The sequence below is a fragment of the Burkholderia sp. LAS2 genome (assembly GCF_018417615.1).
GTDB classification, from domain to species: Bacteria; Pseudomonadota; Gammaproteobacteria; order Burkholderiales; family Burkholderiaceae; genus Burkholderia; species Burkholderia sola.
The window spans coordinates 432,335-448,486 of sequence record NZ_CP071054.1; the positions used below are offsets into that span (position 1 = coordinate 432,335).

Consider the following 16,152-nt stretch of genomic DNA (forward strand, 5'->3'; position numbering starts at 1 on the left):
GCCGCGTAGCGTGCCCGATGCGCGACGGCCGCCACGCGGCCGTCGTCGCCTGTCGCGATGCGCCGCGCCGTCAGCGCGGCTGAAAGCGGATCCATGGCGTCGCATTGTTGGTCGGATAGACGACCCACCAGTGCGCGTACACGTCGACTTGCAGCTCGTTGGCCAGCGCCTGCGCGAAACTGAAGCGGCCGGCCATCCCGGCGAAGCAGGTGACGAGCTTGATCGGCCTGCCCGACGCGGCGGGAAAGTTCGTATCGGCCGCGCCATAGCCCTGCGCGCGCAGGAACCGCGCCAGCGTGGACGCGGAGGTCGGCCGATTGATCGGCACGCCGTTCTTGGCCGTCCACTCGACCATCGCGCTGCGCGAAATACCGTGCGTCGCGACGACGTCGACGTCGAGGTTGCCGACCCGCGTGAGATTCTCCGCGAACTGCTGCCGCTGCAGATCGGTGGTGAACGCATCCCACCGGGCTTTCACGCTGGCCGTGACCGGATCGTTCGGCATCAGGATCCGCACCTTGCCGACCAGGCCGCTCTGGCCGGGTTCGCTCGGCAAGCCGGGCGCGTTTGGCGGCGGATAGTTCGGGATTTCGCCGGCGTTCTCCAGGGGCGTCGGGTTCACGCCGACCGACGCCTTGCCGGTGAAGAAGGTGAGGTGCGCGCCCGCCGCCATCAGCCCGGCGCCGCCGCCCGCCACCGCGCCGATCGCGATGTTCAGCGCGGTCGCGCGGCTGAAGAACGGCTGCCCGGTCATGCCGGCCGTCACGCCGGCCCCGGCCGCGCCGCCGGCCACGCCGCCCGCGATGCCGGAGACGAGCGACACCGACAGCGTGGTGGCTACCTTGCCCGCGCTCAGGCCGAGCGCCGCGCGCGCGGTCAGTGCGCCGGCGCCGCCGCCCGCGAGCGCGCCGGCCGCGCCGGCCGCCGCACCGGCCAGCGCATCGATGCCGAACTGTTTCCAGCTGATCTGGTCGCCGGTGGCCATGCTCATGAGGTCGCCGGCCATCGATCCGACCGCGCCGGCCACGACGCCCACCAGGATCGCCGCGCCGATGCCGGTGCCGAGCAGCAGCACGCCGGCCACACCCACCGCCAGCGTGACCAGCGCGCCGACGATGATGCCCCACACGTTCATGCCGCTCGGATCGGTGAAGACGAGCGGGTTGTTGCCGACATAGACGTACGGCGACGGCGTTTCCAGCATCGGATCGACGCTGAGGTAGCGGCCGTAGCCCGGGTGGTAGAAGCGCGCGTTGCAGTCGTAGAAACCGGAATCCGCGTCGTAGTTGTGGCCGGTGAACAGGCGCGGCCACGCGAACGGCGCGGCCACCAGCACGGTGGGCTGGCCGTACACGTCGTACTGCCACGCGCCGACGGTCTCGCCGCTCGCGTCGAGCAGCACGCGCACGCTGCCGAGATGGTCGAGCAGCGCGAAGTAGAAGCGCCCGTCGTGCCATGCCACCTGGACGTCGAGCGCGGCGATGAAGCGGGTCGGCGCGCTCGCGCCATTCGCCGCGTCGACCATGAGTTCGCCGTCGGGCATCGACGTCTGGAAGCGCTGCGACGTCGCGCCGCCGCTCGTCCGGGTCAGCGCCGCGCGATTGCCGTCCGCGTCGCGCAGGATCGATAGCGACGCACCGGGGCCGGCGTAGCTGACGGGCCGCCCGGTACCGGCGTCATAGCCGATCTGCCAGCACGTCGCACCCGCGCCGTCGCTCGCGCCGACGATGCCGCCCGCATGGTCGTACGCGAACGTGGTGGTGTCCTGCGCGGCCGTGTAGCCGGTCAGGCGGTTGGTGCCGGCCGCATACGTGTAGCCGGCCGAATCGGCGCCGCGCGTGTGCCGCTCGAAGTTGCCGTTCAGGTCGATCTCCCAGCGTTGCGCGTCGGCGCCGGAACCGAACGCGGTCAGCTGGCCGAGCGAATCCATCGTGGTGCAGGCCGGCCCGACCGACCCGCCGGGCACGTCCGACGTGACGGTCTGTCGTGCGATTTCGCCGTTGTAATAGCCGCCGCCCTCACAGGCGCCGGTGTCGTAGGCGAGCGTTTCCCTGAGCACGCCCCCGGCATCGCTGACTGTGGGCCAGCCGGGCGGCGTGTACGCGAAGCGTCGGGACAGCATCGACGCGCCTTTGCCGTCGGGCAACAGGCGGGTGAGCGCCGGTTTGCCGTTCGGCTCGTACTCGTGCGCGATCAGCACCGTCGTCGTGCCGCCGGTGTCGGCCGCGACCTCGAGCAAGCGGCCGAGCGCGTCGTAACGGCGCAGGCTGACGAGCCCCGTGGTCGAATCCGTGCTCGACAGCAGATTGCCGCCGGCCGACCACGTATTCGCGATGACGCAGTCGCCCGCGGGCGTCCCGGCGAATTGCCGGCGCCGCGCGAGCACGCGCCCGGCCCGGTCGTACGCGACCGTCTCGGTCAAGCCGGCCTGCCCGGCGTCGCCCTGGTTGACCTCCACCTTCCAGAGCCGGCCGGCGAGGTGGTCGTCCTGGGTCGCATCCGATCCGTCGCCGTCGTAGTGGCGGCGCACGCTCCAGGTGGGCGGCGACGGCGGCCACTCCGGGTCGTCGGCATGCTGCTGAAGCTGCGCGCGGTCCCACGCGACGGCACAGGTGCCTTCCTCGATCACGCGGCTCAGCGTGTCGTATTTCCGGTAGGCGATGTAGCCGCCGTTCAATGCATTGCCGTCGGCGAGGAAGCGCATCAGCCCGGCGCTGCTGTAGACGATCTGCGTGGTGCCGCTGTCGGGATCGGTCGAGCTGAGCCGGTGCCCGGCGAAGTCGTAGTCGGCGGTGCTGCTGCCGGCCGGCACGGCTTTCGTGCCGGCGCCGCCTGCCGCGTACGACGCGGGCGGCACCGACGCGATGGTGCGGCCCTGCGCGTCGTAAATCTGGCTCATGCGCCAGTCGAGGCTGTCGTCGGTGAGCGCGTTCTGCACGACGCGGCCGATCAGGTGCTCGGCCGTGTCCGACCAGCTTTGCGTGACCGCGCCGTTGGGATCGACGTCCGTGGTCAGGTGATACTCGCCGATCGGCAGCGGATAGGCGAAGCGCCCCGCGTCGGCGTTGACGCCGTAGCCGCGCGTCGCGTAATGCGTGCTGCCGGGCCGGATCGCATAGTCGTAGCCGGGCTGACCGAACGCCACCGGCCGGCCGAGCGGGGCGTTTTCGTAGACCGTGCGCGCGAACGGATAGCCGCCGGCGTCGGGATGCCACGCGGCGAGCGCGCCCTCGAGCGGCGCGCCTTGCCAGAGGCTGCCGTCGGCGCCGCCGTTGGTCACCAGCCCGTCCTGATAGACGAACAACGCCTGTGCGCCGGACACCGTGACACGGCTCGTGAGTGCCCGGATCGCGGTGTTGCCGCGATCGTCGTACACGCCGGTGTCGAGCACCGCGCTATCGGCCGATTCGAGCTTCAGCGTCTGCAGGCTGCGCGCGAGGCCATCCCGATACTCGACGCTCAGGCCGACGTCCTCGGCCACGGCCAGCGCCGAGAAGCTGCCGGGCTGCGTCATGCCGAGCTGGACGCCGAACGGGGCGGCGACCGCGGCGTCCGCATATTCGAACACCTTGAGCCCGTCGGCGAAGAACAGCACGCGGCCCGCCACGGCCACCAGCAGCCATTCCCGTGCGGCCGGCGCGCCGCTGTCGGATTGCAGCAGCACGGGGTTCGCGCCGTCGAGCCGCCACAGACGCCAGCCCTGCGCCGGGCTGAAGCCGACGAACCAGGTGCCGGTGCCGAGCACCGCGTCGCCGAGGCTGGCGCGGTCGACCAGTACGCGCGCGGCGATGCTCGCCGCCGCGAAACCGGTGCGTTCGAGCCGCGCGCCGAGCGGCCCGGCCGCTTCGCCGTGATAGCTGAGCAGCCCGCCGCCCGCACTCCAGTCGGCCGCATTGCCCGACGCGGCCGTGTAGAACGCCAGCGCGCCGTTGCAGAAACCGTCGTATATGCCGATCCCCTGGCCGTTGACGTTGATCGCCGCGTTCGGCGTGGCGCGCGGAAACGGCGCGGCCGGGCCGATCGTCGTGTCCTGCGCGGCGAACCAGGTCATGCTGATCAGGCTCGGATTGTCCCAGGGGCCGACCGTCACGGACGGCTCGGCGAACGGGTTGTAGAGCGTGCGCGAGCGCACGCCGTTCGGCGCGGTGGTGCCGAGCGTGCGCAGCCGTGCGCCGTCGTAGGCGATCGACTGGAACTGGCAGTCGAGCGGCGTGAAGAACACGTCGTCGAGCCGCAGCCACGCCGCGCCGCCCGCCGGCAGTTCGGCCCGAATGCCGAGCGTGACGGTGGCGTTCGCGCCGAGGCCGAGCGACGACGGATCGACGGTCCATTGCTGCGGTTGCCACTGGCCGGCGGTGGGCGCGAGGCGCCGGCTCAACTGCGCGCCGCCCGGCGCGGTGAGCGTCAACGTCACGGTGAAGTCGCTCGCGGTCGCGCCGGGCGGGCTCTTGAACCAGAGGCCGAACAACTGCCGCGCGCGGCCGTCGGTCAGCGTCACGGCACGGGTGAGCGTCGCCGACGCGGTGATCTGCAGGCAGGCGGTGCCGCTGGCCGCGTCGTCGCGATAGACGGCGGCGCCGGCCGGCAGGCTCCAGGTCGGCCGCTGGTAATCCTCGAAACTGTCGTACGCATTGCCGCCCGCCGAATTGACGAAGCCGGCGATGCGAAAGCGTGCTGCATCGTCGAACAGCGAAGCCATCGGCCGGCCGGTGACGTCGTGCGAGAGCAGCACGTTGCCCTCGCCGTCGCGCGTGTCGATACGCTCCTCCAGCAGCCAGCCCGCGCCGGGCTGACCGCCGTTCCACGCGGCGAACGGCGGCGCGTTCTCGTCGACCGCGACCCAGCTGTCGGCTTCCGCGAGATAGGTGGTGCCGTCGTCGTGCGCCCAGCTGCGGAAGGTCTGCGCCTTCGCGGCCTGCAACAACCAGCCGCCGTCCGCCTGCACCCGCGTCGATGCGCTGGCCACCGGCGCGAGGATGTGCGCGCTCCACATCGCCGGGTAGACCTCGAAACCGAACAGCGACGTGCGCTGCGTGACGTTGAGCTCGCCCCGGCTGTCGTAATAGGCAGTCTGGACCGTAGTCGGATAGCCCGACGCCGCGTTGTACGCATAGGTCATGGTGCGCGCGACGCCCTGCAGGCTCTCGACCGACGTCGCGATCTGCGGCACGGCGTCGTAGAGATTGCGCAGCGTGGCGCCGTTCGCGTCGCTCGCGACCTGGTCGGTGTAGGTCCAGTCGCTGGTGGTGGACGACAGCAGCGTGCCGTCGCGGTCGTACACCGAACTCGACAGCAGCAGGCCGGCCGCCAGCGAGTACGCGTCGTCGACGGGCGCGGCCGTCCCGCGTACGCCGGCGCGGATGCGGCAATCGTCCGGCAACTGCAGCGTCCGCGCGGGCAGGCCGTTGTAGAAATGGCTCGTGGTCCAGCCGTAGCGCTGCGCCTGCGGCGTCTCGCACGCCTGGTATTCGGACACCGTCGAGAATTGCACGATGCTGCCCGACGGATCGGTGTTGGCCGACACGTCCGCGTACGCGTAGCAGCGCAGCATCGTGTCGTAGCCGCTGTCCATCGCGAGCGCGGTCACGACGAAGGCCGCGAGCGGCGCATGCAGCGAGTGATTCGCATAGCGGTGCAGCGTGATGTGGGTCGATGCGTCGATCTCGTTGCCCGACGGGAAGGTCACGAACCCCGACGGAATCGCCGGCAGCTTGCCCGAAATGGCCGTCTCGTAGTGCAGCGTGCTGTTGAGCAGGCGGAACATCTGCTGCCCGGGAAAACGCTCGACCACCGGCTCGCCTTGCGCGTCGCGCAGCAGCCCGCCGTTGCAGAAGAAGCGCACCTGCGTGTCGAGCGGCGCACCGTCGGCGTCGAGCGTCATGAACGCGAGGAAGTCCGGCGCCTGGTTGATGACGGTCGTGCTGTCGAAGCGATCGACGGTGATCTCGCCCAGCCGGAAGCCGGCGAGCGGGTTCCACGCGGGCCAGACCGACCGGCCGTAGAGGTCGCGGTTCTGCGACAGGAACGTGCCGGCCAGCGTCGGGAAGCCCTGCGTCTCGCGGTCCGCGGGCGCCGGGTCCTCGTCCTGCAGCACCTGGGTGACCCACGGCGTGTCGGCGTCGGGATCGAAACTGTCGAGCGCGGCGTAGAGCGCCGACGTCGTGTTCTCCGTCTTCAGCACGCCGAGCTGATCCCACGCGTACCAGTAGAACTGGCGGTTCGCGTCGCTGCCGGGCGCGTACTGGATGCCGGCGAAGTGGTAGGACCAGCTCACGCCGTCGAACACCAGCACGTTCGGGCCCGAGCCGATCAGGCTGTTGCCGGTGATCACCGGGCCGAGCGTCTGCATGAAGGCCGGCGACAGGTTCGTGAAGCCCGGGCCGTCGAATACGTCGGGCAGCGGGCGCAACGCGAGGTTGCCGTAGTCGTCGTCCCACGCGAGCACGGCCAGGCGGTAGTCGAAAGCCTGCACCACGCCGCCCGACGACGCATAGCGGTCGATCCACGCGGCGGCCGCGAAGCCCTGGCCCATCGACAGCTGGAAATACGACGTGGCGCCGACCGCCGGAATCGTGATCGCGTCGGTGTCCAGCGTGCTGCCGAGCCGCCACGCCAGCGTCGCCGCATCGCGGACCATCAGGCTGAAGCGGCCGCGCGCCGTGTCCTCGTCATAGCAGAACACCAGATAGTGATTCGTGGCCGCCGCCACGTACGATTGCGTATTGACGCTGCCGGACGGGCAGCACGTGCCGCTCGCGAGCGCGGGCGCGACGTCCCAGTCGCGCGTCTGCCAGTTCAGCGCGTAGCGGTCGACGCGGCGATCGTCGTCGTCGATCACGACGAAGAAGTCGGCGCCGTTGGCGATCCGCAGTTGCGTGCTGTCGTAGCGGTACGGCGTGGGCGAGCCGGGCTCGCCCGCGAAATGCCAGTCCGCGTTCGCGACCGGCCGGCGCGACGCGAGATAGAGCGTCGATTGCGTGTCGTCGAGGTTGGCCAGCAGCAGCATGAAGCTGTCGGCGCTGGTCGTGGCTACCGTCCGATCGAGATCGAGCGCGCCGTCGAAGCGCTGCCAGTCCGTCCAGGCCGAAATCCAGCGGCCCAGCCACGTGTAGACGTTCACCAGCAGCGCGTTCTCGCTGGCCTCGTACCAGGCGACGACCACGTAGTCGGCGCCGTACCAGATGCGCGGCGCGCCCGGCCGGCTGGCGCCGAACGGATTGTCGACGGTGAGGTTGCGCGAGCCCGGATCGACGTTCTCGTCCGCGCCCACGTCGATCTCGGCGTACGTGTAGCGCAGCACGCCGCCGGTGGGCAGCGTCATCGACGTCATCGCGCCCGGGTTCGGCGCGCCGTCGGCATCGAAGTTGTAGTCGAATGCGATGCCGGGGCGGGCCGCGCCGCCGCTGAAGGTATCGGTCACCCCTTTCAGATAGCGTTTGTAGCAGGCGCCGGTGGCGAGCGGATTGGCGGCGTCGCGCGGCGCGAGCAGGGTCAGGTCGTACCAGTCGAAATCGAGCCGGGTCTGCTGCGCGCCCGAGCCGTCGATCACGTCGACGTGGTCGAGATAGCGCGTCTCGTAACGGTCCTGCCATGCGTTCGGCTGGTCGCCCGGCGCCTGGGCAGGGTCGCCGTGCGCGGCCAGGTATTCCTTCGGCGCGTCGAGCGAGCGGGTGTCGTAGGTCATCGGCTGCCATGCGAACCGACACGACCAGCCGAGATCGTTTTCCATGCTCGCGATCTGGCATTCGCGCGTGTAAGTCAACGTGCCGTCGCCGACCGCCTGCTCGATCGTGCTGTACGAAAATTCGATCCAGTGCCCGAGCGTATTGCGCAACTGCGCGAGATTCCACGCGAGCGCGTAGCGCTGCTGGTTTTCCGCGCGGCGGCTCGGGCCGACCCAGTTGCCCCAGCGGATGCCCCACTGGATCAGGTTGCGCGCGGCGGCGGCCGCATCCGAGCCGCCGTAAGTGGCGACCGTGCCGTCCGGGCGGACGACTTCCCAGCTGTCCCAAGCCGGGTAGTGCGTGATCTGCCAGAACTGGTAGGGCGCCGTTTCATAGGACTGGCCGTCGGTGGTCACGGTGATCATGCCGTCCGGTTGCCGGCGCAACAGGTGCGAGCGGCGCAGCGGCGCATCGTCGAGACGCCACTCGTCGGGGCGGCCGGTGGACGCGATCCGCGCGTCGCCGGACGGGCGCCAGCCGTGTCGATCCAGCGCGGACGCGAGCGGCGCCGGCACGCGGTCGCTCGCGAACAGCGCCGCGGTCGCGGCGTCGTCGAACGCGTCGGCGGGCAGCGTGCCGCGGCTCCACGCCGTCGGGATCGGCACGAGCTGCATCGCCTGGCCCTGGCTCATCAGGTAATACTGGACGTCGAGCGGGCTGCCCGTACCCTGCGTTTCCGCGACGATGCGTTCGAGCGGCATGCTCCAGCCCACGCCGAGCGCGCCGCTTGGGTTCGTGAGGTTCCATTGCGAGACCTGGTCCGCGACGTTGCTCTGGTACAGCAGGGTCAGGTCGAACGCCAGCCCGCCACGTGCCGGCAGCGTCAGCAGCTTGAGCGGAAAGGCGAGATTGCCGCGGAACAGGTTCACGGCGGAACCGAAGCTGCCGGCGTCGAACTGGAGCACGCCCAGGGCGGGGATGTCGGCTTGCTGGCTGGCGCTGGTGGACATGGCGACTCCTCGAGAAAATGGTCCTCGGCCCGAACGGCGGGCGGAGGACCACGAAAGGCACGACTGCAAACCGGACAATGGAACGACGCCGCGCATCGCGGCGATGCGGCGGCGAACGTCGCTTATTGCGCCCAGGCAATGACCGACGCGGTCAACGAGCAACTGCTCGGGTTGAGTTCGTTATTGCTGTTGTCGATCAGTTGCAGCGAGCCCGTGATGGTCACCGTCGGCGAATTGTTCTGCGTCTGGACCTGCACGCTCGCGCCTACCGTGCGCAGGTGGTGGTCGGTGCTGCCGAACGAGGCCGAGTAACTGGCCACCGACGCGCCGGCCGCAATCACGTTGGTCGGGAAGCTGTAGGTGGTCTGGGCCGTGATGACGCCCGAGTCGGACGGCGTGGCGGTGCTCACGGGAATCGAGATGTTCTGCACGTAGATGGACGGCATGAAAGACTCCTGTCGATCGGTAGGGTGGGGAAACACGCTGCGCGCGGGATGACGCGCACGGGCCGTACGGCGACTGCACGCTGCCGCGACGCGGCGACCCGTCCCGCGCGCGGAATACGGTTCAGGGCAGCGTCACGCCGTGAGAATCGTTCTCGCCGGTCACGCCCGACTGCCATTCGCTGTTGCGGGTCCAGAAGATGTACAGGTACTTGCGCTCGCCCGGCGCCGGATCGCCCCATTGATTGCTGGCGGTGAATACGCGCTGGCCGTTCTTGTAGGCCGCCGCCACCTGGGTCGTGACATCGATGGTCGAGTTGTAGACCCCGTAACCGGCATTTTCGATCGTCGTGGTACTCATTTTCATTCCTTCATCAATATGTGAAATATCGAGGCACATCTTTTTTAAAGAAATCCCGAATTTATATTGCGCGACCGGTGAAATTCGGGACTCACCGGATTTTTGAAATGAGTATTCCGCGAACATGCCGTCTCGCATTGAAACCCGACGCATGCGCGACGCGATGCGGGCGGACGACGCACGTGACGATGCCGCCCCGGTTCTATCGAAAAACCGTCGGCGGACCTGCGTGGTCGGATGGCTGAATGACGGGAATCAACCGCCAGGCGGCGGTTTGCTGGTAGCGGACATGGATGTGGCCCCCGTTCGGATCACGTCTGTTTTACTTCTTCGTCTTGCATTTCGCCGACGCGCATTTCTTGCATGTCGATGCAAATGCAACTCTCAGTCCTGTTGTTTTTTCGTGCTGCGATTGCGTATTGCGTCGAGTGCAATGGGAGTAAATACCACGCGATTCGGCATGTCAAGGATGCGCTTATAAAAAGCGTTTGTAATCGACCGTCATTGAATAGGCGCGTTTTTTGTGGTGGTGCGGCGGCCGCGTATCCTCGCGCGATCTCGGTGTGGAGGGGGCCGACGGGTGAGGCGGCGCCCGAGCCGGGCTGGCGAACCGCGCGTCAATCGAGCGGCGGCACCGCGCCATCGCGCAACATCTTGACGAGCCGCGCGCGCCGCTTTTCGAGATCGGCGATCTGGCGGTCGATCGCTTCGAGCCGTTCGCGCTGGACGTCGGTGATCTGGTCGCACGACCGCGCGCCGTCGATCAGCAGCATGCAGTCCGGAAAGCCGCGAATGTCGTCGAGGGTGAAGCCGGTCGCGATCATGCGCTGAATCTGCTTGACCTGCGTCACCGCGTTGTCGGCGAACAGGCGATAGCCGTTGGCCGCGCGCACCGACGCGAGCAGGCCGTGCTCGTCGTAGTGCCGGATCGAGCGCACGCTCGCGCCGGTGAGCTGCGCGAGTTTGCCGATGGTCAGCAGGGGCTGGGTAGGCGGGTTTTTCATGGAAAGCAGGTTAGCACGATCCGCTTGACTCTCACACCAGTGTGAGGGTTGAGACTGGGCGTCCGTTCATGCCTGGAGGAAAAATCGTGACGACCCGAGTGCTGATCCGCTGGCTGATGGCCGTGATCTGGTGGGCGACGCCGTTCGCCCTGGCGTACGACGCGGCCGCCGCGCCGCTGAGCTATACCGTGACGTCTGCGGATGGCGTGAAGCTGGCCGTGCAGGAAAGCGGCGACCCCGACGGCGTGCCGGTCATCCTGATCCACGGCCTGCTCGGCAGCCGGCTGAACTGGGACGCGCAGGTCCGGAGCCCCGACCTGCGCGGATTCCGGATCATCACGTACGACCTGCGCGGCCACGGGCTGTCGGACAAGCCGCTCGGCGCGCAACCGTATCGCGACGGAACCCGCTGGGGCGACGATCTCGCCGCGGTCATCGACGGTGCGCATGCGCGCAAACCCGTCGTGGTCGGCTGGTCGCTCGGCGGCGCGGTGATCTCGAACTACCTCGCCAAATACGGCGATCGCGCGATCGCGGGCGCCGTGTATGTCGATGGCGTGGTCGAGCTTGCGCCGGGCCAGATCGTCGATCATCCGGACGTGTACCGGGACATGAATGCGCCGGACCTGAAAACGCATCTCGATGGCGAGCGTACGTTCGTCGGTCTGTGCTTCAACCGTCGGCCGGATGCCGTGACGTTCGAGCGCTTGCTCGCGAACGCGGCGATGGCGTCGTGGGACATGCAAAAGGCGATTCCGACGATGTCGGTGTTCGCCGCCGCGGGGCTCGGCAATGCGCGTGTGCCGCTGCTCTTCATCTACGGCGGCCGCGACGCGCTGGTCGATACGCACGCGACGCTGGCTCGCGCGGCCGAGTTGAATCCGCGCATTGCCAGCAAGGTGTACGCGGAGTCGGGGCACGCGCCGTTCATCGAGGAAGCCGAGCGGTTCAATCGCGATCTGGCCGCGTTCGTGCGGTCGGCGTCTGCGCAATGAAGTCGTGTGCCGCGCGGGCCGGCGAAATGGGGCCGGCGTGACCGGCTAATGTAACGAAGCGCGGGGCGATCCGTTAGCGAAGGCATTCTCGATTGAACATGCGTGCTGCTGCCAAGCGCCGCCCGCGCAACTTTATGACGCACGCCGATTAATTTATCGGTTTATATCGCTTGGGATTGCCGGACCGGAGGAACAGAATTTCCGCTGCCGGAACCCGGCGACAGCGGCGCCGCGTTCGTTCGACGCCGCGATGGTCGCGCAGGCACTTGCCCGGTTCCCGGCTTCACGACGACCTTGCCATGCATTCGGCATCAAACTAAGGAATCCGATGAGTTCGATCGATCTGAGCCCGGTCACGCCGGTTTCTTCTCCCATCCGCTCGGCCAGCGACGTCGCGCGCCTGATCAATACCGTGGACAGTTCGGTCAGCCACGCACGGATGATCGTGCTGCTGGCGCTCGGCGGCGTGTTTCTCGACGCGTACGACCTGACGACGCTGTCGTACGGCATCGACGACGTCGCGCGCGAATTCGGGCTGACGCCCGCGCTGACCGGGCTGGTCGGGTCGGCGATCATGATCGGCACGATCTTCGGCAGCCTGATCGGCGGCTGGCTGACCGACCGGATCGGCCGCTACCAGGTGTTCATGGCCGACATGCTGTTCTTCGTGGTCGCGGCGATCGCGGCCGGGCTCGCGCCGAATGTCTGGGTGCTGATCGCCGCGCGCTTCGTGATGGGGCTCGGCGTCGGCATCGACCTGCCCGTCGCGATGGCGTTTCTTGCCGAATTCTCGAAGTTCAACGGCCGCGGCAACAAGGCGTCGCGGCTCGCCGCGTGGTGCCCGATGTGGTACGTCGCGTCGTCGGTGTGCTTCCTGCTGATCTTCGGCCTGTATTTCCTGCTGCCGGCCGAGCATGCGGGCTGGCTGTGGCGCGCATCGCTGATTTTCGGCGCGGTGCCGGCGCTCGTCATCATCCTGTTCCGCAACCGCTTCATGAACGAGTCGCCGCTGTGGGCCGCGAATCAGGGCGACCTGGCCAATGCCGCGCGCATCCTGCGCGAGTCGTACGGCATCCACGCGCATGAAGCGGACGATGCGCGACGCGAGCCGAGCCCGCCGCCCGTGCGGATTCGCGTGCTGTTCCAGCGTCCGTATCTGGGGCGCACGATCGTCGCCAGCGTGATGAACCTGTGCATCCCGTTCGAATACACGGCGATCGCGTTCTTCCTGCCGTCGATCCTGTCGCAATTCCTCGGTGCGGGCGTGTTCGAGACGATCGCGGCATCGCTCGCATTGAACGTGCTGTTCGCGTTCACCGGCGGCTTGCTCGGCATGCGTCTCGCATATCGGTATGCGTCGCGTCATGTCGCGATCGCGGGGTTCGCGCTGCAAACGGTCGCGCTCGTCGCGCTGGCGCTCGCAGGCCATCCGCACGGGGCGATCGCGGTCGGCGTCGTGTTGCTGATGCTCGGTACGTGGTTGTTCGCCGAAGGCTTCGGCCCCGGCGCACAGATGATGATCTATCCGACGCTGTCGTATCCGGCCGCGATTCGCGGCACCGGCGTCGGCTTCGGGCGGTCGTTGTGCGGCATCGGCCAGGCGCTGGCGCTGTTCGTGCTGCCGATCCTGCAGGCCCGTCTCGGCACCGACATGTTCTGGGTCGTCGCGATCAGTGCGGTCACGCCGATCGTGTTTCTGCTGATCGTGCGGTACGAACCGACGGCGCATGACGTCGACGACGAAAGCGTGGCGTAAGCGCCGAGGGGGCGTTTACCGCCCCTCGGAAAACACGAACGGCTTCGTCGAATCGCACGAAGCCGTTTTTACTGAAGCCGGTCGCCGCGCGAATGCGGACCGACCGGTTTCGATATATGACGCGTCAAGCGCTGACCGCTTCCCGCTCGGCCGCGCGCTTGACCTGTTCGATATCGCGAAACTGCGCGGCCGGATGTTCGTCCGGCAACCGCGCCGAGCCGCCGAACAGTTTTTCGCGCAGCGTGCCCGGCGCATACGCGGTCGGATACACGCCACGGCGCTGCAGTTCGGGCACGAGATAGCGCACGACGTCCTCGAAGGTTTCATGCGCGACCGCATACGCGAGATTGAAGCCGTCCACGTCGGTCGCGGCGACCCATTCCTGCAGGATGTCCGCGACGGTCGCCGCCGACCCGACGAACACCGGGCCCATCCCGCCGATGCCGCCCCACGCCGCCAGCGCCTCGATCGTCCACGCGGTGTCGCCGCCCGACAGGTGTTCGACCGCGGACACGATTGCATTCGTTTCGACGCGCCTGACGGGATCGGTCGGCGCGTACTGGCCGAAGTCGATGCCGGTCCAGCCCGACATGAACACCAGCGAGCCGTCGTACGACACATAGCGGCGATACTCGTCGAACTTGGCCTGCGCCTTCTCGTCGGTCTCGTCGACGATCACCGTGACGAGGTTGTAGATCAGCACCTTCGCCGGATCGCGCCCGGCTGCCGCGGCCTGTGCACGCACGTCGGCCACGTAGCGCGCGAGCTGGTCGCGGGTCGGCGCGGCGACGAACACGCATTCGGCGTGCTGCGCGGCGAACGCCTTGCCGGGGCCCGACGCGCCGGCCTGGAACAGCACCGGCGTGCGCTGCGGCGACGGCTCGCACAGGTGATAGCCGGGCACGTCGAAGAAGCGGCCCTTGTGGCCGATCTCGTGCACTTTCTCCGGATGCGTGAACACACGGCCGTCGCGATCGCGCACCACCGCGCCATCTTCCCAGCTGCCCTCGAACAGCTTGTACAGCACCTCGACGTATTCGGCCGCGACCGCATAGCGGTCGTCGTGCGTGCGCAGCCCGTGATCGCCGACGTTCTTCGCGCCGCTCTCCAGGTACGACGTGACGATATTCCACGCGAGCCGGCCCTTCGTGTGATGGTCGGCGGTCGACAGCCGGCGCGCGAACGTGTACGGGTGCTCGAACGTCGTCGACGCGGTGATGCCGATGCCGAGATGCTCGGTCGCCATCGCGATCGGCGCGGCCAGTTGCAGCGGATCGTTGACCGGGATCTGCGCGGCCTGGTGCAGCGCGTGATAGTTGCTGCCCTTGTACACGTCGTAATAGCCGATCACGTCCGCGATGAAGATCGCATCGAAGATCCCGCGTTCGAGCACGCGCGCGAGGTCGGTCCAGTAGTCGAGATCCTTGTACTGCCACGAGCGGTCGCGCGGATGCGCCCACAGGCCGGGAGATTGATGGCCCACGCAATTCATCTCGAATGCGTTGAAGCGAATGGTCTTGCTCATTGCGCGACCCTCGTTTCCGCTGCGGCGTCGGTATTGGCGCCCGCACCGCTGCCCACGCGCCAGACGAACGGCGGCGTACGGCCGTTGATGATCCAGTCGCCGACGATGCGCGCCTTGTACACGAGCGGGTTGTGCGACGACACCGTGCGCGCGTTGCGCCAGTGGCGATCGAGCGCGGTCGTGCTGCGGGTCGCGGATGCGCCGAGCGCGTCGAACAGGCGCGTCGCCGCGCGCAGCACGAGTTCGGACACGACGAGCTGGCTCTGCGCGGATTCGATTTCGGCCGCGACGTTCGCGGCCTGCTCGGCCGCTTCGTCGACGCCGAAGCGCGCTTCGTACGCGTGCTGAAGCGGCTGCGCGGCGCGCAGCGCGAGCGCGTCGGCCGCGTATGCCCATGACGCGATCTCGCCGATCACCTGCTGCAGCTGGGCGTCGTCGCCGGCACGCTGCGCATTGCCGTGGCTGTAGACGCGCGTGCGGTTGCGCACGAGCTCGCCCGCATCGTGCACGATCGCGTGGCCGATACCGGCCAGCGTCGCGACGTGGAACAACTGGTAGAACGCGGTCTGGTATTTGAAGCGGCGTGCGAAATCGATCACGTTGTCCGCGTCGACCGCCGCATTCTCGAAACGCGTCGTGCCGCTGCCGGTGGTGGTCTGGCCGAAGCCGTCCCAGTCGTCGTCGCGGATCACGCCGGGCTGCGCGGTCGCGACGGCGACGATCACGTCGCTGCCGTCGTGCGCGCGCTGCGCGAACACGTCGATCCAGTCGGCGAACAGGCTGCCGGTGCTGTAGAACTTCCGGCCGTTCAGCACGAGCCGGCCGTTCTGCTCCGACACCTTCGTGACGGTCTGGCCGAGCGGTACGTCGCCGGCTTCCGACCACGCATTGCCGACGAGCTGGCCGCTCGCGAAGCGGTCGAACCAGGTCGTGCGCTGCGGCCCGGGCGTCGCGTTCAGCCAGTCCTCGACGAACGCGAAATGCCCGCGTAACGCCTGCGGCAAATTGGAATCGGCGGCGGCGAGCTCGGTCAGCAGCCGGAACAACTGCGGCAGCGATGCGCCTGCGCCGCCGGCGCTTGCCGGCAGCCGGATCGCGCCAAAGCCTGCCGACTTCAGCCAGCCGATCGCCTCGTGGGGTAGTTCGCGGTTGCGTTCGCGCTCGGCGGCGCCGGCGGCGATACGCTCGAAGATCGGCCGGAACCGGCTCGCGAGCGCGTCGTAATCGGTACCGGTGGAAAGGTCGGGAGCTGCGTGCGACGAAGTCATGCGGATTTCCTCGAAGGGCGGGGCCGTGTGCGCCGGGAGCCCAGTATAGGAAGCGCGATGCAAGCGTTCCAATAACGGATTCTCGGATCGTTATCGTCGCTGCGTATTACCGAGACCCGCGCGGGG

8 protein-coding genes are annotated in these 16,152 nt (G+C 68.3%); 2 read left to right on the forward strand and 6 right to left on the reverse strand.

Going from position 1 to position 16,152, the window contains the following annotated elements:
* Nucleotides 1-70: 70 nt before the first annotated feature.
* The 4 genes from JYG37_RS31080 to JYG37_RS31095 all read right to left on the reverse strand — a co-directional run bounded on the left by JYG37_RS31080 (nucleotide 71) and on the right by JYG37_RS31095 (nucleotide 10,482).
* The gene (locus JYG37_RS31080) at nucleotides 71-8,674 is read right to left on the reverse strand and encodes an RHS repeat domain-containing protein (RefSeq protein WP_213347013.1); all 8,604 of its coding nucleotides are present in this window, start codon (nucleotides 8,672-8,674) and stop codon (nucleotides 71-73) included.
* Between the two features lie 122 nt (nucleotides 8,675-8,796).
* A complete protein-coding gene (locus JYG37_RS31085) occupies nucleotides 8,797-9,120 on the reverse strand; it encodes a hypothetical protein (protein ID WP_050015283.1) in 324 nt (107 codons plus the stop codon).
* A 121-nt stretch (nucleotides 9,121-9,241) separates the two neighbouring features.
* The gene (locus JYG37_RS31090; protein WP_124630135.1) at nucleotides 9,242-9,604 is read right to left on the reverse strand and encodes a DnaJ-like protein C-terminal domain-containing protein; all 363 of its coding nucleotides are present in this window, start codon (nucleotides 9,602-9,604) and stop codon (nucleotides 9,242-9,244) included.
* Nucleotides 9,605-10,095: 491 nt separating this feature from the next.
* Complete coding sequence (locus tag JYG37_RS31095; protein ID WP_124630136.1) at nucleotides 10,096-10,482, reverse strand: MerR family transcriptional regulator; 387 nt, start codon at nucleotides 10,480-10,482, stop codon at nucleotides 10,096-10,098.
* Between the two features lie 86 nt (nucleotides 10,483-10,568).
* Here JYG37_RS31095 and JYG37_RS31100 point away from each other — a divergent pair, with 86 nt between their 5' ends.
* A complete protein-coding gene (locus JYG37_RS31100) occupies nucleotides 10,569-11,477 on the forward strand; it encodes an alpha/beta fold hydrolase (protein ID WP_124637541.1) in 909 nt (302 codons plus the stop codon).
* 328 nt (nucleotides 11,478-11,805) lie between these two features.
* On the forward strand, nucleotides 11,806-13,233 hold the full coding sequence (locus JYG37_RS31105) for an MFS transporter (protein ID WP_089490035.1): 1,428 nt from the start codon (nucleotides 11,806-11,808) through the stop codon (nucleotides 13,231-13,233).
* A 124-nt stretch (nucleotides 13,234-13,357) separates the two neighbouring features.
* On the opposite strand, the gene JYG37_RS31110 is transcribed toward JYG37_RS31105, so the two are convergent.
* Both JYG37_RS31110 and JYG37_RS31115 read right to left on the reverse strand, forming a co-directional pair.
* Nucleotides 13,358-14,758, reverse strand: coding sequence for an LLM class flavin-dependent oxidoreductase (locus tag JYG37_RS31110; protein ID WP_050015274.1), 1,401 nt, complete (start codon nucleotides 14,756-14,758; stop codon nucleotides 13,358-13,360).
* Nucleotides 14,755-16,026: an acyl-CoA dehydrogenase family protein gene (locus JYG37_RS31115; RefSeq protein WP_050015272.1), complete on the reverse strand. Its 1,272-nt coding sequence runs from the start codon at nucleotides 16,024-16,026 to the stop codon at nucleotides 14,755-14,757. The genes JYG37_RS31110 and JYG37_RS31115 overlap by 4 nt, the downstream gene beginning before the upstream one ends.
* Nucleotides 16,027-16,152: the final 126 nt, after the last annotated feature.